Below are 17038 nucleotides of genomic sequence, written 5' to 3'. Positions count from 1 at the left end.
ACTCCCACCTCCTCACCCCGACAACCCCGACAACCCCGGCAACCTCGGCCATGAAGCCCTGGCCAGAATCCGTCGCCCCCTGGCAAAAGTGCCACTTCTCCATGATCCTCCCGGCCTCTACCGTCACCCCGTGACCAAGTTCCTCCTCGCCGTCCACGTCATCGCCGCGATCGTCGCCATCGGGCCCGTCACCGTCGCCGCGAGCATGTTCCCGCCGGCCGCGCGCAAGGTTCTCGAAGCGCCGGACGACCCGGACGCCCTCGCCACCACCCGGCTCCTGCACCGCATCTGCCAGGTGTACGCCGTGGTGGGCGTCGTCGTTCCCGTCTTCGGGTTCGCCACGGCGAGCGACATGGGTGTCCTGGGCGACACCTGGCTGATCGTCTCGATCGTGCTGACCGCGCTGGCGGCCGTGGTCCTCGCCGCGCTGGTCCTGCCACGGCAGAGCGCGATCCTGGAGGGGGCCGTCCAGGACAGGACCGTCGACCGTGCGGCGACCGTTCGGCTGGCCATGTTCACCGGGATCTTCAACCTGCTGTGGGCCACCGTCACCGTCCTGATGATCATCCGGCCGGGGTCCACGACAGGCGCCTAGCCGATCGGGCGGCACCCGTTCCGGCCGCTGCCCCCCGGGCCCTAGGATCCCGCCATGGACGCAAACCAGCAGCAATCCGCGCCGGGCACCTATCTGACCTTCGTGGAGCGGCAGTTGACAGCCGACGGATGTGCCACGCGGTGGGAGGACTGGGCCGGGGTGCCCGTACTCGTGGGGCGGCGGGCCGAGTTCCGGATGCGCTGGATGGGAACGAAGCTGCACCTGTTCACGGTGGCCGCGGTCGTCCCGGAGATAACCGTGCAGGCCATCTCCGGCTTCACCGACCAGGTGATGAAGTACGCCAAGGACACCAAGGGCGGTCTGCCCGTCGGGTTCCAGAACGGCATCGGCGCCTTCCCGCTGCTCGTCAGCGACCGGGTCGACCCGGCGGCCGTGCAGTGGGCCGAGGCGCAGCAGCGGGTCAAGTTCGCCTGCATGACACGGCCCGTCGTGGTCGACAGTTCGCGTCAGTACGTGGGGATGTACCGCGGCAAGCCGGTCCTCGGACGCGTCTACGCCTCGTACTTCAACGAGAAGAGCTCGCGGTACTTCTACGGGCAGTAGGCGGGCCCGGGCGGGCGGCGGGCGGACCTGGGCGGGCGGACCCGAGCCGGCCCGCCGGCCGGCCCGCGTGTCTCACCGTCACCACTGGCCGGCCAGGACCCGCTCCTCCTCCAGGGCGTCCGCCAGGTCCGTCCTGAACTGGCGTGCCACCGCGCTCACGACCAGCACCGCGGTGGCCCCGAGCAGCGTGACGGCCGCCCAGGTCAGCGGCCACACCCCGGCCAGGCCGTCCGGGGGTCCGGGGTGGGTCCGCAGCGACACGTGGAGCAGGATCGCCGGGGGTGCCGCGACCAGCAGCAACGGCCAGGCCAGCGCGTCCCGGAGCCCGAAGTGGACGGCCAGGAGCAGCAGGACCGCGGCGAGGGCGAGGACGCCCGTACCGGTCACCGGGGTGGTCTCCACGGTGGAGCCCGGCGCCTCCGGGCGGTCGCGCAGGTCCCAGGGGAGACAGATCAGGTACGCCGCGCAGGAGAGGGCGGCGCCGAGCACACGCGTCAGCCAGCGTTCCGGCCAAGGGCGCGTTCGCAGTGGGCGGAGCAGTTTCTCGGTCATGCGTACGAGGGTCACGTGCCCGGCCGGGCCGCGACAGAGTACGCGTACTCAGAACCGTGGACGAGCTACGACGCGTCGCGGAACCGGGGAGTGCGACGAGCAGCGGAACCGGGGAGCCTGAAGGAACCGCTCGCGCGGGCCCGCGCCCGGTTCAGGTCGCCTGTGCGGTGGACACCGGTGAGGCGGCGGCCGTGGAGGGTGCCGTCGACAGCGGCGCGGCGATGTCCTCAAGGGAGCGCCGCTCGGCCTTGACCGCGAGGAACACCGCGACCAGACCCGCGGCGCACATCAGGGCGGCGCCGATCCGGAACGCGAGCACCGTGTCGGCGACGACACCGGACTTGGTGAGGTCGGCGAAGACCAGCGGGCCGCTGATTCCGCCGGCCGCGGTGCCGATGGCGTAGAAGAAGGCGATGGCCATCGCGCGGGTCTCCATGGGGAAGATCTCGGAGACGGTCAGATACGCGCTGGAGGCGCCCGCCGACGCGAAGAAGAGCACCACGCACCAGCAGGCCGTCATCGTCACCGCGTTCAGCGCGCCCTGGTCGAAGAGCCAGGCCGTGACGAAGAGCAGCAGACCGGAGAGCAGATAGGTCGAGGAGATCATCACGCGGCGGCCGAGGGTGTCGAAGAGCTTGCCGAGCAGCAGCGGGCCGAGGAAGTTGCCGGCCGCGATGACGGCGAAGTAGTAGCCGGTGCCGCCGGTGGGCACGTCGAAGAACGTGGTCAGGATGGAGCCGAAGCCGAAGGTGATCGCGTTGTAGAGGAAGGCCTGGCCGATGAAGAGGGCGAGGCCGAGCACGGCCCGTTTCGGGTACGTGCCGAAGACCGTCCTCGCGATGACGCCGAAGCCGATGCTCTTGCGCTGCTCGATGGTGATCTCGCCCTCCGGCGCCGGCAGCGGTTCACCCCGTTCCTCCTCGATCTCCTTCTCGACCGAGGTGACCAGTTCATCCGCCTGTTCACCGCGGCCGTGGATGAACTGCCAGCGCGGGCTCTCCGGCACATGCCGCCTGACCAGCAGGATCACCAGACCGAGGACCACGCCGAGGCCGAAGGTCAGCCGCCAGCCGAGGTCCTTGGGGAAGATGTCCGTGTTCAGCATGACGATCGACAGCAGCGCACCGCCGATCGCGCCGAGCCAGTAGGTGCCGTTGATGATCAGGTCGACCCGGCCGCGGAACCTGGCGGGGATGAGCTCGTCGATCGCCGAGTTGATAGCCGCGTACTCGCCGCCGATGCCGAAGCCGGTGAGGAAGCGGAAGGTGAAGAACCACCAGGCGTCGAAGGACAGGGCGGTGAGCGCTGTCGCCGAGAGATAGACGACGAGCGTGATCATGAAGAGCTTCTTGCGGCCGTACCGGTCGGTCAGCCAGCCGAAGAACAGGGCGCCCGCGCAGGCACCCGCCACATAGAGCGCCGCCGCGATACCGGTGACCTGTGCCGAGGAGATGGCCAGGCCGCTGCCCTCCTCGGAGAGCCGGCCCGCGATGTTGCCGACGGTCGTGACCTCCAGGCCGTCCAGGATCCACACGGTTCCCAGGCCGATCACGATCATCCAGTGCCAGCGGGACCACGGCAGCCGGTCCAGACGGGACGGCACGTTCGTGGTGACCGTGCCGTCGGCCGCCGGGCCGGGTGCCGGTGAGGCGGGGGCTGACATGAGGTTCCCTCCGTCGGGCGAGCCCGGCGGGGGTTCCCTCTCCGTCGGGTGAACCCCCGCCGGGTTCCCGCCCTTTGGCCGGTTAAGCCCCCATCCCCCGTGACACCACGTAGATCAGCAGTCCGGCCAGTGAGCCGACCACCGTGCCGTTGATCCGGATGAACTGCAGGTCGCGGCCGATGTTCGCCTCGATCTTCCTCGTCGTGTGCTCGGCGTCCCAGCCCGCGACCGTGTCCGTGATGAGCGAGGTGATCTCCTTGCGGTAGGTCGTCACGACGTACACGGCGGCCCCCTCCACCCAGCCGTCCACCTTGGCCTGGAGCTTGGGCTCCGTCGCCATCCGGGCGCCGAGGGACAGCAGGGAGGCCCGCACGCGCAGCCGCAGCTCACTGCGCTCGTCCTCCGCCGCGGACACGATCATGGACCGTACGGCCGTCCAGGCGGAGGCGATGAGGTCCTGGACCTCGCCGCGGCCCAGCACCTCGCCCTTGAGCCGCTCCACCCGCGCGCGGGTGTCCGTGTCGGACTGCAGGTCGGACGCGAAGTCGGTGAGGAACCGGTCGAGGGCGCCGCGGGCCGGGTGGGTCGGGGAGTCGCGCATCTCGGTGACGAAGCGGAGCAGTTCCCTGTAGACCCGTTCGCCGACCTTCTTGTCGACGAACCGGGGGGTCCAGCCCGGCGCGCCGCCCTGGACGGCGTCCATCACCTGCGTGTCGTGGAACACCAGCCAGTCGTGCGCGCGGACCACCACCAGGTCGACGAACCGCTTGTGGCCGCCGTCCAGGACGATCTTCTCCAGCATCTTCCCTATGCCGGGCGCGATCTCCTGGGCGTCGGCGCGGCGCGTGATCGCCTCCCCGACGACGGCCTGGACGTCGGAGTCGCGCAGCACGGTCAGGGCGCCTCTTAGCGCGGCGGCCAGTTCGGCCGTGACCCGGTCCGCGTGCTCGGGATCGGCGAGCCAGGCGCCCAGTCTGCTGCCGATGCCCACCGCGCGCAGCCGTTGGCGGACGACCTCCTCGGAGAGGAAGTTCTCGCCGACGAACTCGCCCAGCGAGACGCCGAGCTGGTCCTTCTTGGTGGGGATGATCGCGGTGTGCGGGATGGGCAGGCCGAGCGGGTGCCGGAAGAGAGCCGTGACCGCGAACCAGTCGGCCAGCGCGCCGACCATGCCCGCCTCGGCGGCCGCCGCGACATAGCCGGCCCAGGCGCCCGCGCCTTCGTTCGAGGCCCACTTCGCCAGTATGTAGACGAGGGCGACGAAGAGCAGCAGACCGGTGGCCGTCGCCTTCATCCGGCGCACCCCGCGGCGCTTCTCCTCGTCGGCGGGGCTGAAGGTGTTCATCGCCCGCCCCGGCACGGAGGCCGTCCGGCCACTCCCGGCTCCGGCGGTCTTTCCGGCACCGGCAGTCTTTCCGGCACCGGCGGTCTTCCCCGCACCGGCGACAGCACCGGCGCCAGGGGCCTCCCCGGCACCGGCAGCCCCGCCGGAGTCCGCGGCCTCAACGGCCCTGGCCGTACCGGCGGCTCCCGCGGCACCGGCGTCCGTCGCCCCGGTGCCCGCGGCGTCAGCGGCCCCTGCGCCGTTCGCGGCCTCGTCGGCGTTCACGGCGTCGGCGGGTCGGGCATGCTGCTCCATGCCGTCCCCTTCACCCGAATTCGTGCGTCCCATTCACTCCACCCGTTCGCAGGCCACATCGCGCCTCGTACGCATTGTCCCTTTCTCGCTCTCTTCTCACCGACTCCTGGAACGCCCCAGGAGTTCCCGGCGTCTGTTCGGATGGGGAATCGACCAGGGGGTCCCCTAGGGCCTGTCTGACAATCGCGTCGTCGCCCGCCGGGCAGACGGGAATTGTCAGACAGGCCCTAGGGGGGCGCGTCGTCGCTCTCCCGGTCCATGACGCATCATGGAGTGATCACATCCGGAGCCTCGGGCTCCCTCGTCCGAGGAGACACGCACCGCATGACCAAGCGTCACGGTTATGCCCTGCTCGCCGCGATCCTTTCCGTGGTCGTGGTCCTTTCCGCCGCCATCTACATCGGCGTCGGCGCGGACGACGGCACCGGCGCCAAGGCCGCCGTGGCCGGTGGCCACACGTCGCACGACGCCGCCCCCGCCTCCACCGGCACCTGGGTCGGCGCCTGGTCCGCCTCCCCGGCCGGAGCCGAGCCCGGCACGGAGCCCTGGGGACTGGCGGGCCGCTCCGTGCGCAACGTCGTGCACACGGCCGCCGGGGGTACGAGTGCCCGCATCACGCTGTCCAATCTCTACGGGCAGCGGCCCCTGGTCGTCACGCACGCGACGATCGCCGTCGCCGCGACCGCGAACAGCGCCGCCGCCACCGTCGACACCATGCGCCGCCTCACGTTCGGCGGTGCCACGAGCGTCGAGATCCCGGCCGGCCGGCAGGCGACGAGCGATGCCGTACGCGTGCGCATCCCGCACGACGTCGACGTCCTCGTCACCACGTACTCGCCCACCCCGTCCGGCCCGGTCACCTACCACCCGCACGCCCAGCAGATCTCGTACGTGGCCGACGGCGACCGCACGGAGGACGTGAGCGCCGCCTCGTACGCCGAACAGAGCCCGTACTGGCGCTACCTGACCGCGCTCGACGTGCTCAGCGACGACGCCACGGGCACCGTCGTCGTCCTCGGCGACTCCCTCACCGACGGCATAACCTCGACCGTGGGGGCCAACCGCCGCTGGACGGACGTCCTTTCGGAGCGGCTGCGCGCCACTGCCGGGTCCGGTGACACGCCCCGCTACAGCGTCGTCAACCAGGGCATCAGCGGGAACCAGGTCCTCGCCGCGGGGCTCGGCCGGCCGGCCGACAACCCCAGCGGGCTCAGCCGGTTCGGCCGCGACGTGCTCGACCGTACGAACGTCAAGGCCGTCGTCATCGACCTCGGCGTCAACGACATCCTGCGCAACCCGAACCCGGTCGATCCGACCACCGTGACCGACGGCCTGCGGACCCTGGTACGGCAGGCCCACGCCCGTGGACTGCGGGTCGTCGGCGCCACGTTGATGCCCTTCCAGGGGCACCGCGGATACACCGACGCCCGGGAGGCCGTACGCCAGGCCGTGAACGCGGAGATCCGGGCCGGCAGGGTGTACGACGCCGTCGTCGACTTCGACGCCGCGCTGCGGGACCCGTACAACCAGCGCCGGCTGCGGACCGACTACGACTCGGGCGATCATCTGCACCCCAGCGACAAGGGGTTCCGGCGGATGGCCGAGGTGTTCGACCTGAAGGAACTGAAGGGCGCGGTTCCGGCGGAGCTGTGATCCGCCGGCGGGAACGGGGTCTGATCCGCCGTAGCGAAACGGGGCTCAGATCGCCGGAGGCGGCCTAGCTCTCATCGGCCGGAGACGGAGCCCCACTGGCCGAAGGAGGCCGACCGCCCGCCCGGCGCCCGGACCTCAGTAGTCCCCGTCGTGCCGCCGTCGGCGGTCCTCGCGGCGCTCCCGGTGGCGGTCCCTGCGCTCCTCGTGACGCTCACGGCGTTCGTCGTGGCGCTCGCGTATCAGGTCGCGGGCCTCGTCGAGCGCGTCGAACATGTCGTCGAGGCCACCGTCCCGGGAGCCCTGAAGCTCCTTGCGGGCCTCCCTGCGCTCCAGCTTCTCCTGCCGGCGCTCCTCCTTCAGGCGCTGGCGCTCGGCACGGGTGAGCTTGCGCTCCACGCCGACCCCGCCCCAGAACGCGAACCCGGTGACGATCACCCGGGGCGCGCCGGGGTCGCCCGGCCGGCCCTCCTCACGGTGGTCGAAGCCGCCCATGATGCCGATACCGCGGACCACGACCTCGACGCCAGGCGGCACGATGACGTTCAACCCGCCCATGACCGCGACACAGTTGACGACGACCTCACGGTCCGCGAAGTTCGCCTCGCGCAGGTCGATCTCTCCGCCGCCCATGAAGGTGAAGGAGTTGAAGCGCTTGGGCACCGTCCAGCGGCCCTTGCGCTCGAAGCCGGACAGAACCGCCACGCCCCACGCGGACGTTCCCTCGCCGCCGACGATACGAGAGCTCCAACTGCCGTCGTCCACAGGCTGCTTGACCATGGAGATCCGAGGGGACGGCACCGCTCCCGGCAGATCGCGGGTGATCGGCGTCAACTCCCCGTACGTACGGGCCGCGTACGTCGCCTCCAGCCGCTCCTCGAACTCCTCCATGTCGAGGCGGCCCTCCGCGAGGGCGTCCCTGAGCTGTTCGGCGACACGTTCACGATCGGCGTCGGAGGCACGCAGCTCCGGGAGTTCGTCGGTCATGGCAGCAGCCTACGAGGTCCCCCGCCCGGGGGCCATCCGCACCACCCATGCCGTCACCGCCGCTACGCCCCCGTCTTCCCGGCGTACATACGGCTGATGACCGCCTCGATGTCCGGCTCCCGTACCGAAAGGTCCACCAGCGGATATTCCGCCGCGATCCGCGCCACCAGCGGAGCGGCCGACATCGCGGCGGGGAACGCCAGCCACTGGCGCGGCCCCTCCACCTTCACCACCCGCGCCGACTCCAGCTCGATCGGGGGCAGTTCGCGCTCCAGGTCCACGACCAGGGTCCGCTCGCTCTCCCCCACCTCGTGCAGCCCGCTCAGCGCGCCGTCGTACATCAGCCGCCCGTGGTCGATGACCATCACCCGGCGGCACAACTGCTCGATGTCGGTGAGGTCGTGTGTGGTGAGCAGGACCGTCGTGCCGCGTTCGGCGTTCAGATCCCGCAGGAACTCCCGGACCCGCACCTTGCTCACCACGTCGAGCCCGATCGTCGGCTCGTCGAGATAGAGCACCTCGGGGTCGTGCAGCAGAGCCGCCGCGATGTCGCCGCGCATCCGCTGCCCCAGCGACAACTGCCGCACCGGCACGTCCAGCAGGGCGCCGAGCTCCAGGAGTTCGACACAGCGGTCGAGGTTCTCCCGGAACCGCGCGTCCGGCACCCGGTACATCCGGTGCATGAGCCGGTACGAGTCGATCAGCGGGAGGTCCCACCACAGCGTCGTCCGCTGCCCGAACACGACCCCGATCCGGCGCGCGACACGCGTGCGCTCGCGGGACGGGTCGAGACCGGCGACCCGCAGCCGGCCGCCGGACGGGGTGAGAATGCCGGTGAGCATCTTGATCGTGGTCGACTTGCCGGCGCCGTTCGGCCCGATGTAGCCGACCATCTCACCGCGCTCCACGGTGAACGAGATCGAGTCGACGGCCCGCACCTGCCGCCGCTCGCCGCGCAGGAACCCCGTCCTCCTGCGCACGTCGAACACCTTCTCGACCCCGTCGAGCTCGATGAACCCGGTCCGCGCACCCGGCTCACCGCCCGGACCCGCCGACTCCCTGTCCGCCGCGATGACCACGCCTGTTCCCCTAACTTCCCGTACTCCGGTAGGCGCGCAGCCCCGCGCGCCAGGCGAGCCCGGCCAGCGCGCAGCAGAGCGCCGCCACGGCCGGTGGTGCGAACGCGACCCACACCGGCAGGTCGAGCGGATAGGGCCGCCCCAGCACGTACAGCGCGGGCAGCCAGTTGACGAAGGCGAGCGGGAGGACGAACGTCACCCCGCGCAGCATGTCCTTGGCGAACACGGTCGGCGGGTACTGCAGGAGCGTATTGCCGCCGTACGTGAAGGAGTTCTGCACCTCGGAGGCGTCCTGCGCGACGAACTGGAACGCCCCGCCCGCCACGAACACGGCCGAGAAGATCGCCGCGCCGCTGAGCAGCATCATCGGCATCATCAGCACCTTGAGCGGCGTCCAGTGGATGTCGAGGACGGCGAGGGCGTACCCGAGGACGAGGAGCCCCTGGGTGATCCGGCCGAGGCGGCGCAGCGCGAAACGGTCCGCGGCGACCTGTGCGAGCACCGGCGCCGGGCGCACCAGCAGGGTGTCCAGCGTGCCGTCGCGCACCCGGCGGCCCAGCCGGTCCATCGAGCCGAGCGCGAGGTCCGCGAACCCGAACGCGGTACCGGACACCCCGTAGAGCAGGGCGACCTCGGGCAGGCTGTAGCCGCCCAGCCGGTCGACCCGCGAGAACATCAGCAGGATCGCCACGAAGTCGAGCGCGGTCGCCGCGAAGTTCCCGAAGGCGGTCATCACGAAGGAGGCCCGGTAGGCCATCGTCGAGCGGATCCACATCGCGGTGATCAGCCGGTAGGCCCGCAGCCCGTCCCGCAGCCGCTCGTACGCGCCCTGCCGCTCGAACGGCCGGAACTCCAGCGCCCGCACCGCCGCCGCACCGGCCCGCCCGGCCGCACCCCGCTCCCGCGCCGGCTCCCGTTCCCGCGCCGGGCCCGCCACGACCCCCGTCCCCCGCTCCACCGGATCAGCCACCCTGCACCACCACCCTCCGTGTCGCCACCGACTGGACCAGCCGCCCGACCGCCAGCAGAGCGACCGCCCAGGCACCCTGCACCGCGTACGTGCCCAGCGGATCCGCCGTGCCGAGCAGGACGTCCACGGGCGCCTGGATCAGCGACGACCAGGGCAGCGCCCGTACGACCTCGCCGAGCGCGCCCGGAAAGACGTTCAGCGGCAGCAGCATCCCCGAGCAGAAGATCCCCGCGATGGAGGTGAGCTGCGCCACCCCCGCACCGTCCATCAGCCATAACGCGGACAGCGCCACCAGGAAGCGGATCGCGAACCCGACGACCACTCCCAGCGCGACCGCGACCAGGAAGGCGAGCCAGGTCAGCGGATCCGAGGGCAGCGCCAGGTCGAAGACCAGCGCGCCGAACAGGAGCGGCACCACTCCGCGGCCCAGCAGATGGAACAACGCCCGGCCCACGTCCTGGGCGAGCCACCACACCTGGAGGTCGGCCGGCCGGTACAGGTCGATCGCGATGTCACCCGTACGGATGCGCTCGATCAGTTCGTCCTCGAAGCCGCCGCCCATCATCGCGACCACCATCAGCAGCCCCTGGCTGACCCAGACGTAGGTGAGCGCCTGCGCCTGGTCGTAGCCGCCGAGGTGCGGCTTGCTGTCCCACAGGGCGATGAACAGATACGCCAGGATCAGCCCGAAGACGGTGTTCGTGAAGACCCCGGCGGCGGTGGCGACCCGATAGGTGGCGTACCGCCGGAACCCGCTGCCCGCGACAGCCGCGTACAACCGCGCCGTGCCCACAACCCGTCCCTTTCCTCAGCGTTGAGCCAAAACGCAGGAGCCTAGTCCCGGCCCGGCGCGGGCCGCCAGGCATTTTCCGGCGTGACGCGTGCCGGGATCGAGGAACGGAACACATGGTGCGAGAGTCTTCATACGGGGCGCACCAGGCGTATGAGGGCATACGGCTACGTACGACGCGAAACAGGAGTCCGGCGAACAGATGAGCGACGAGCCGCAGCAGCGCAGCCAGGGCTGGGCACCGAGGGAACCGGAAGCGGGCCCCCGCCCGAACCCGTCCCCCGCGGCGGGACCGCAGACGGGCCGGCGGTCGGGGCCGGGAACAGGACCGGGCGGACCGGGCACAGGCCCTGGCGGACCCGGCGCAGGCCCTGGCGGACCCGGCGCGCAGCCGAACCAGAAGCAGACGGCGCAGCAGAAGCGGAAGCGGAAGCAGCGGCCGAAGCGGACCGGCCTGCGCAGACTCGTCCCGACCTGGCGCATGGTGCTCGGCACGGTCCTCGGCACGGCACTGCTCCTGGTCGGCCTCTTCGCGCTCGGTTACTTCCTCGTCAGGATCCCCTCCGCGAACGCCGCCGCGGTCAAGCAGAGCAACGTCTTCCTGTACGCCGACGGCAGCCAGCTCGCCCGCGACGGCGACGTCAACCGCGAGAACGTCGCACTCGAGCACATCTCCAAGGACGCCCAGCACGCCACCCTCGCCGCCGAGGACCGCGACTTCTACAGCGAGTCCGCCATCGACCCCAAGGCGATGCTGCGCGCCGGCTGGAACACCGTCACCGGCAAGGGCAGACAGTCCGGCTCGACCATCACCCAGCAGTACGTCAAGAACTACTACCTGGGCCAGGAACAGACCGTCACCCGGAAGGTGAAGGAGTTCTTCATCTCCGTCAAGCTCGACCGGGAGAAGAGCAAGGAAGACATCCTGGAGGGCTACCTCAACACCAGCTACTACGGCCGCAACGCCTACGGCATCCAGGCCGCGGCCCAGGCCTACTACGGCGTGAACGCCAGGAACCTCACCGTCGGCCAGGGCGCCTACCTCGCCGCCCTGCTCAACGCGCCCAGCGAGTACGACGTGATCGCGCACCCCGAGAACAGGGCCGGGGCCCTCGCCCGCTGGAACTACGTCCTCGACGGCATGGTCAAGCAGAAGTGGCTGACCCGGGCCGCACGCGACCGCGTCTCCTTCCCGGCCCCCCGGCAGGCCAGGGGCTCGGCGGGACTGTCGGGCCAGCGCGGCTACCTCGTCCAGGCCGTGACCGCCTATCTCACCTCCAAGGGGATCCTCGACGAGGACACCCTCACCCGCGGCGGCTACCGCATCACCACCACCATCCAGAAGGCCAAGCAGGACGCCTTCGTGGAGGCCGTGAACGACCAGGTGACGGACCGGCTCGACAAGGAGAACCGCAAGGCGGACACCTACGTCCGCGCCGGCGGGGTCGCCATCGACCCGTCCAGCGGCAAGGTCCTCGCGATGTACGGAGGCATCGACTACACCAAGCAGTACGTCAACAACGCCACCCGCCGCGACTACCAGGTCGGCTCCACCTTCAAGCCGTTCGTCTTCGCCTCGGCCGTCCAGAACGGCGCCCAGACCCAGGACGGCCGCGCCATCACCCCGAACACCGTCTACGACGGCACCGACCAGCGGCCCGTGCGGGGCTGGAACGGCAGCACCTACGCACCGGAGAACGAGGACGGCGAATCGTACGGGGACATCTCCGTGCGCACCGCCACCGACCGGTCGGTCAACTCGGTGTACGCGCAGATGGCCGTCGACGTCGGCCCCACGAACGTGAAGAAGACCGCCGTGGCCCTCGGCCTGCCCGCCGACACCCCCGACCTGACCGCCTCCCCCTCCATCGCGCTCGGCCCGGCCACCGCCAGCGTCCTCGACATGGCGGAGGCCTACGCCACGCTCGCCAACCACGGCAGTCACGGCGCGTACACCCTCGTGGAGAAGATCACCAAGGACGGGTCGCAGAACGTGAAGCTGCCGGCCCAGGACGACGAGCGGTCGGACCGGCAGGCCGTGAGCCGCGAGGCCGCCGACACGACGACCTCCATGCTCCAGAGCGTCGTCGACGGCGGCACCGGGCAGGCCGCGCAGAACGCCGGCCGGCCCGCCGCGGGCAAGACCGGCACGGCGGAGGAGGACACCGCCGCGTGGTTCGCCGGCTACACCCCCGACCTCGCCACCGTCGTCGCCGTCATGGGCCAGGACCCCGGAACCGGCGCCCACAAGCCCCTCTACGGCGCCCTGGGACAGGCCCGCATCAACGGCGGCGGCTACCCGGCGCAGATCTGGGCCCAGTTCACCCGGAACGCCCTGGAGGGAACCGAGGTCTCGGACTTCGACCTCGAACTCCAGCCGGGCGCCGAGGAGATGTACGACCCCGGCGACGACACCGGTGACCCGGACGCCACCGGCGGACAGAACGACGGCGGCACGGACGGCGGCGAGGAGGTGGGCGGGGCGGGCGGCAGCGCACCGGCGACGCCGAACGGCCGGACCCCGGGCCAGAGCCACACCCCGGGCCGGACCGACGGCCACACCCCGGGCCACACCGACGGCGGGACCACGGCCGGCACCACCGGTGGCACCCCCACGGACGAAGGCACCACCGGAACCACCCCGACCGGCGGCACCTCGGCCGGCACCACGACCGGCGGAGACCCCACCGACACCGGCACCACGGGCAGCACCGCGGGCCAGGGGCCACTGAGCGGGCTCACACCCCGGAGGGGGAGGCACTGAGCAGGGTGGTCGCGCGACGGCCCGGCGCCGGACCGGCGATCAGGTCCGGCGGCCGGAGCCCGCGGTCAGAAGCCCGCGGTCAGAAGCCGGCGGCCAGGAGCCGGCGGTCAGGAGCCGGCGGCCAGATCGCGCCGTCAGCGACAGCGGTCGGAAGCGGCGGCCGGAAGCCGCGGTCAGATCCCCAGATCCTTGATGATCTTCGCCACATGCCCGGTCGCCTTCACGTTGTACAGCGCCCGCTCGACCTTGCCCTCCTCGTCCACGACGACCGTGGAGCGGATGACACCGACGACCGTCTTGCCGTACAGCTTCTTCTCGCCGAAGGCCCCGTACGCCTCCAGGACCGTCTTGTCGGGGTCCCCGACCAAGGTGACCTTCAGCGACTCCTTCTCACGGAACTTCGCCAGCTTCTCGGGCTTGTCCGGGGAGACACCGATCACGTCGTAACCGGCGCCCGCCAGCAGGTCCAGGTTGTCCGTGAAGTCGCAGGCCTGCTTCGTGCAGCCGGGAGTGAGCGCGGCCGGGTAGAAGTAGACGATGACCTTGCGGCCCTTGTGGTCGGCCAGGGAGACCTCGTTGCCGTCGGCGTCGGGCAGGGTGAAGGCGGGGGCGGTGTCGCCGGGCTGGAGTCGCTCGCTCATCGGAACCTCACGTGGCCGGTGGAATGGATACGGAACGAGCGTAATGGGGGGTGCCGAGGGGTGCGGTCCGGTACGAACTGACAGACTGTCCGAATCAGGGAGTCACTACACGACCACGGAGGCAGCGCGGTGTCGGATACGTCGAGAACGCCGGATACCAGGACTCCGGCGCAGATCGAGGCGGACATCAAGCACCGCCGCACAACCCTCGCCGACACGCTCGACGAGATCGGCGTACGGGTGCACCCGAAGACCATCGTCGGCGACGCCAAGGCGAAGGTCGCCTCCAACATCGACCACACCCTGGGGCGCGCCTACGTCGGCGTCAACCGCGTCGTGGGCGATGTGAAGGGCCAGTTCGTCTCGGAGGACGGCGCGCCCCGGCTGGAGCGCATCGTGCCGGTGGCCCTCGTCGCGGTGGGGCTCGTCGGGCTGCTCGTGATGGGGACGCGGCGGCGCAAGGGCTGACCCGCCCGCGTACGAAACCGGCCGGGACAGGTAGGTTCAGGGCGTGAGCGCCAACCGTGAAACGCACAGCACCCATGACGACAAGCTGCCCATCCGGATGCTGCACGACCGCGTGCTGGTACGGCAGGACGCCGCCGAGGGCGAGCGGCGCTCCGGCGGCGGCATCCTGATCCCCGCGACGGCGGCCGTCGGCCGCCGTCTCGCCTGGGCCGACGTCGTCGCGGTCGGACAGAACGTCCGCACGGTGGAGCCCGGGGACCGGGTCCTGTACGACCCCGAGGACCGGGCCGAGGTCGAGGTGCGGGGGACCGCGTACGTGCTGATGCGCGAGCGGGATCTGCACGCCGTGGCCGCGGACCGCTTCGAAGGGTCCGAGGACTCGACCGGCCTTTACTTGTAGGGCATACGTTCCCCGAAAGGGGCCGGTGACCATGGTCACCGGCCCCTTTCGCCATTCCTTGCTACGGTGGAGGGACCCCGACGAGACGCGCCGTACCGGGCTCAGCAAAGACGACGCAGCCCTGCCCGGCCGTCGTCTCCCGGAGGTACCCGTCATGGCGTGGATCCTGCTGATCATCGCCGGAATGCTCGAAGTCGGCTGGTCGATCGGAATGAAGTACACCGACGGCTTCACGCGCCCGGTCCCCAGCATCCTGACGGGCGCGGGCATCGTCGCGAGCATGATCCTCCTCTCCTACGCCGCCAAGTCGCTCCCCATCGGCACGGCGTACGGCGTCTGGGTGGGCATCGGCGCGGCCGGCGCCGCGATCCTGGGAATGACCCTCCTGGGCGAACCCGCGACAGCGGCCCGCATCTTCTTCATCTGCCTGCTCCTGGCCTCGGTGATCGGCCTGAAGGCCACATCGGGCCACTGACCCCCACCGAACCCCCCTCACAAGGCGTAACCGTCCGATAAACGGTTCGTTAGCCCGTACGAGGTCGCGAACACGTGGCCGAGGACGGAGCAGGCATGGGCGTCAGGTACACCCGTGAGTTGCTTGAGGAAGCAGCTCGCGAGACACGGCACATCGACGACGCGGTCCGGTGGTGCGGAGGGAATCCGACACCGGGCAGCCGTCGGTACCTGCGGCAGAAGATGAGCGAGGCCGGCATAGACATCTCGCATTTCATGACGAGCCAAGTGCGCCACACCGAGGAACGCCTGCGGGCGGCGGTGAGCGTGTCGACCAGTATCAAAGGCGTCGTACGCCACCTCGGAATCAGCCAGGTCGGCGGCAATCAGACACATGTGGCCCGCAGGATCACCGCGCTCGGAATCGACACGTCGCACTTCACCCGGGCCCGCCGTGGCGCCTCGAAGAGCTCACCCGGCTGCCTCCTCACCGTTCGGCTTCCGGAGAACGGCAGAGTTCCAGGAAGGAGGCTCCGCCGCGAGTTGCTGCGATCCGGACTGGAAGAGCGCTGCGCCGAGTGCGGCACCGGCCCCGAATGGAACGGCAGGCCGCTCACCCTTGAGGTCGACCACATCAGCGGGCGCTGGTGGGACAACCGGCCGGAGAACCTGCGCCTCCTCTGCCCCAACTGCCACGCCGCAACGGACACTTATCGCGGCCGCCAGAGGAGGCACACGTGACCGGCCCGAAGTATCCACGGGAGGGGCTGGCCAGGACGGCTGCCGTGTCCACGAGCCTGGTGAACCTGCTGAAACGCCTCGGCGCTCCCCTCGGCAGCCACACTCTGCGCTATGTGAGCGGCAGGCTCGACCACTATGGAATCGACACCTCCCATTTCGTCGACGAGCCTCTGCCCTCCCGCGAGAAGCGCTTCTACACACGGGAGTTGCTTCAGGAGGCGGCACGCCACTCGCACAGCCTGAGGGAGATATTCGAGTATCTCGGCCACTCACCCGACAACAGCCCGTACAGCCATGTCCGCAAGAAGCTCGACCAGTTCGGAATCGACACCTCACATTTCACCAGTGGCCGCGGATACGGCCCCGGCTTGGTCCCGGCAGAAACACTCCTGCCCGCCGTCGCGCGGTCCAGCAGCCTCGCGGGCTTGCTGAAACTGCTTGGCCTGACGGACAACGGTGCCAGTCGGGAACGGGTGAAGCGCAGCGCGGAAAGGTACGGCATCTCGATCGACCACTTCACCGGCCAGGGGCACCGGCGAGGCCAATCATCGCCGCAGCGGAAGTCCGCCGCGGATATTCTGCGCCTGGAAGCGACCGGATCGCAGCGGACCAAGACCGCTCACCTCAGACGGGCTCTCGACGACCTCGGCGTGGCGCACCTGTGCACGGAGTGCGGAACCGGGGACTCCTGGCAAGGCAAACGTCTGGTGCTGGAGATCGACCACGTCAACGGTGACCGGCTCGACAACCGTCGCGAGAACCTGCGATACCTCTGCCCGTCCTGCCACAGCCAGACGCGGAGCTACTCCCGGAGTCGACGAACACGCGACCCGCACCGACCAGTAAAGTGACGGCGTTGGGCCCGTACCCCAGCTGGCCAGAGGGCGCCGGTTTAGGTCCGGTGTGTCGTGGGTTCGAGTCCCACCGGGCCCACCGTCGGAAAGGGGGGGGGGGGGGGGCGGGGGGAGCCCTCGCGGTGGATCTCGGTGATCCGGCCGCCGTCCACCGCCACATCGGCGCGGTAGGACGGCCCGCCGGTGCCGTCGACGACGAGCGCGTCGCGCAGGACCAGGTCCATGGGC

At 70.5% G+C, this 17038-nt stretch carries 17 protein-coding genes, 1 tRNA gene, 1 pseudogene and 1 riboswitch; of the genes and pseudogenes, 10 read left to right on the top strand and 9 right to left on the bottom strand.

Annotated features, from left to right (window positions below):
• Nucleotides 1-130 precede the first annotated feature (130 nt).
• Nucleotides 131-595, top strand: a complete 465-nt coding sequence (locus tag ACFXGX_RS16500; protein ID WP_384790813.1) for a DUF2269 family protein — start codon at nt 131-133, stop codon at nt 593-595.
• A 54-nt stretch (nt 596-649) separates the two neighbouring features.
• Nucleotides 650-1159: a levansucrase gene (locus ACFXGX_RS16495; RefSeq protein ID WP_384790810.1), complete on the top strand. Its 510-nt coding sequence runs from the start codon at nt 650-652 to the stop codon at nt 1157-1159.
• Between the two features lie 78 nt (nt 1160-1237).
• Here ACFXGX_RS16495 and ACFXGX_RS16490 read toward each other — a convergent pair whose 3' ends face one another.
• From ACFXGX_RS16490 to ACFXGX_RS16480, 3 genes are all read right to left on the bottom strand, one after another.
• On the bottom strand, nt 1238-1711 hold the full coding sequence (locus tag ACFXGX_RS16490; protein WP_384790807.1) for a hypothetical protein: 474 nt from the start codon (nt 1709-1711) through the stop codon (nt 1238-1240).
• 151 nt (nt 1712-1862) lie between these two features.
• Nucleotides 1863-3374 carry an MFS transporter gene (locus tag ACFXGX_RS16485; RefSeq protein ID WP_384790804.1) on the bottom strand — a complete coding sequence of 504 codons (1512 nt, stop codon included), beginning with the start codon at nt 3372-3374 and terminating at the stop codon, nt 1863-1865.
• A gap of 82 nt (nt 3375-3456) precedes the next feature.
• On the bottom strand, nt 3457-5013 hold the full coding sequence (locus tag ACFXGX_RS16480) for a DUF445 domain-containing protein (protein ID WP_384790801.1): 1557 nt from the start codon (nt 5011-5013) through the stop codon (nt 3457-3459).
• 324 nt (nt 5014-5337) lie between these two features.
• Between ACFXGX_RS16480 and ACFXGX_RS16475 the strand changes: the two genes are divergently transcribed.
• Complete coding sequence (locus tag ACFXGX_RS16475) at nt 5338-6666, top strand: SGNH/GDSL hydrolase family protein (RefSeq protein WP_384790798.1); 1329 nt, start codon at nt 5338-5340, stop codon at nt 6664-6666.
• Nucleotides 6667-6801: 135 nt separating this feature from the next.
• Here the strand turns inward: ACFXGX_RS16475 and ACFXGX_RS16470 are convergent, their stop codons facing one another.
• The 4 genes from ACFXGX_RS16470 to ACFXGX_RS16455 form a co-directional block, all read right to left on the bottom strand.
• Entirely contained in the window at nt 6802-7650 is an 849-nt protein-coding gene (locus tag ACFXGX_RS16470; protein ID WP_384790795.1) for a DUF1707 domain-containing protein, read from the bottom strand.
• Between the two features lie 62 nt (nt 7651-7712).
• Nucleotides 7713-8723, bottom strand: a complete 1011-nt coding sequence (locus tag ACFXGX_RS16465) for an ATP-binding cassette domain-containing protein (protein WP_384790976.1) — start codon at nt 8721-8723, stop codon at nt 7713-7715.
• 16 nt (nt 8724-8739) lie between these two features.
• A complete protein-coding gene (locus tag ACFXGX_RS16460) occupies nt 8740-9594 on the bottom strand; it encodes an ABC transporter permease (protein WP_384790973.1) in 855 nt (284 codons plus the stop codon).
• A gap of 97 nt (nt 9595-9691) precedes the next feature.
• Nucleotides 9692-10492, bottom strand: coding sequence for an ABC transporter permease (locus ACFXGX_RS16455; protein WP_384790792.1), 801 nt, complete (start codon nt 10490-10492; stop codon nt 9692-9694).
• 199 nt (nt 10493-10691) lie between these two features.
• Between ACFXGX_RS16455 and ACFXGX_RS16450 the strand changes: the two genes are divergently transcribed.
• Nucleotides 10692-13253 (top strand): transglycosylase domain-containing protein, encoded by a 2562-nt coding sequence (locus tag ACFXGX_RS16450; RefSeq protein ID WP_384790789.1) that lies wholly within the window; start codon nt 10692-10694, stop codon nt 13251-13253.
• A 173-nt stretch (nt 13254-13426) separates the two neighbouring features.
• On the opposite strand, the gene bcp is transcribed toward ACFXGX_RS16450, so the two are convergent.
• Nucleotides 13427-13894 carry a thioredoxin-dependent thiol peroxidase gene (gene bcp, locus ACFXGX_RS16445; RefSeq protein ID WP_037619171.1) on the bottom strand — a complete coding sequence of 156 codons (468 nt, stop codon included), beginning with the start codon at nt 13892-13894 and terminating at the stop codon, nt 13427-13429.
• 129 nt (nt 13895-14023) lie between these two features.
• On the opposite strand from bcp, the gene ACFXGX_RS16440 reads away from it, so the two are divergent.
• From ACFXGX_RS16440 to ACFXGX_RS16415, 6 genes are all read left to right on the top strand, one after another.
• Nucleotides 14024-14362, top strand: a complete 339-nt coding sequence (locus ACFXGX_RS16440; protein ID WP_382790107.1) for a DUF3618 domain-containing protein — start codon at nt 14024-14026, stop codon at nt 14360-14362.
• A gap of 97 nt (nt 14363-14459) precedes the next feature.
• The gene (locus ACFXGX_RS16435) at nt 14460-14762 is read left to right on the top strand and encodes a co-chaperone GroES (RefSeq protein WP_326790934.1); all 303 of its coding nucleotides are present in this window, start codon (nt 14460-14462) and stop codon (nt 14760-14762) included.
• Nucleotides 14763-14812: 50 nt separating this feature from the next.
• Nucleotides 14813-14882, top strand: a riboswitch (guanidine-III (ykkC-III) riboswitch).
• 34 nt (nt 14883-14916) lie between these two features.
• Nucleotides 14917-15237, top strand: a complete 321-nt coding sequence (sugE, locus tag ACFXGX_RS16430; protein ID WP_384790785.1) for a quaternary ammonium compound efflux SMR transporter SugE — start codon at nt 14917-14919, stop codon at nt 15235-15237.
• 95 nt (nt 15238-15332) lie between these two features.
• Nucleotides 15333-15956 (top strand): HNH endonuclease, encoded by a 624-nt coding sequence (locus ACFXGX_RS16425; RefSeq protein ID WP_384790782.1) that lies wholly within the window; start codon nt 15333-15335, stop codon nt 15954-15956.
• On the top strand, nt 15953-16807 hold the full coding sequence (locus ACFXGX_RS16420) for an HNH endonuclease (protein ID WP_384790779.1): 855 nt from the start codon (nt 15953-15955) through the stop codon (nt 16805-16807). Before ACFXGX_RS16425 ends, ACFXGX_RS16420 begins: the two co-directional genes overlap by 4 nt.
• Before the next feature lie 7 nt (nt 16808-16814).
• A tRNA-Leu gene (locus ACFXGX_RS16415) sits at nt 16815-16889 on the top strand.
• Here the strand turns inward: ACFXGX_RS16415 and ACFXGX_RS16410 are convergent.
• Nucleotides 16873-17034, bottom strand: a pseudogene (locus ACFXGX_RS16410) (D-aminoacylase); the annotation flags it as partial. The gene ACFXGX_RS16415 and the pseudogene ACFXGX_RS16410 overlap by 17 nt on opposite strands.
• Between the last annotated feature and the right edge of the window lie 4 nt (nt 17035-17038).

Source organism: Streptomyces sp. NPDC059371 (assembly GCF_042751995.1).
Lineage (GTDB): Bacteria > Actinomycetota > Actinomycetes > Streptomycetales > Streptomycetaceae > Streptomyces.
The sequence above is the reverse complement of the archived record's forward strand: the minus strand, read 5'-3'. Positions and strand labels throughout refer to the sequence as shown.

Coding starts and splice junctions, on each gene's coding strand:
- ACFXGX_RS16495 (WP_384790810.1), top strand. CDS start 650: ATGGACGCAAACCAGCAGCAATCCGCGCCGGGCACCTATCTGACCTTC.
- ACFXGX_RS16490 (WP_384790807.1), bottom strand. CDS start 1,711: ATGACCGAGAAACTGCTCCGCCCACTGCGAACGCGCCCTTGGCCGGAA.
- ACFXGX_RS16485 (WP_384790804.1), bottom strand. CDS start 3,374: ATGTCAGCCCCCGCCTCACCGGCACCCGGCCCGGCGGCCGACGGCACG.
- ACFXGX_RS16480 (WP_384790801.1), bottom strand. CDS start 5,013: ATGGAGCAGCATGCCCGACCCGCCGACGCCGTGAACGCCGACGAGGCC.
- ACFXGX_RS16475 (WP_384790798.1), top strand. CDS start 5,338: ATGACCAAGCGTCACGGTTATGCCCTGCTCGCCGCGATCCTTTCCGTG.
- ACFXGX_RS16470 (WP_384790795.1), bottom strand. CDS start 7,650: ATGACCGACGAACTCCCGGAGCTGCGTGCCTCCGACGCCGATCGTGAA.
- ACFXGX_RS16450 (WP_384790789.1), top strand. CDS start 10,692: ATGAGCGACGAGCCGCAGCAGCGCAGCCAGGGCTGGGCACCGAGGGAA.
- bcp (WP_037619171.1), bottom strand. CDS start 13,894: ATGAGCGAGCGACTCCAGCCCGGCGACACCGCCCCCGCCTTCACCCTG.
- ACFXGX_RS16435 (WP_326790934.1), top strand. CDS start 14,460: ATGCTGCACGACCGCGTGCTGGTACGGCAGGACGCCGCCGAGGGCGAG.
- sugE (WP_384790785.1), top strand. CDS start 14,917: ATGGCGTGGATCCTGCTGATCATCGCCGGAATGCTCGAAGTCGGCTGG.
- ACFXGX_RS16425 (WP_384790782.1), top strand. CDS start 15,333: ATGGGCGTCAGGTACACCCGTGAGTTGCTTGAGGAAGCAGCTCGCGAG.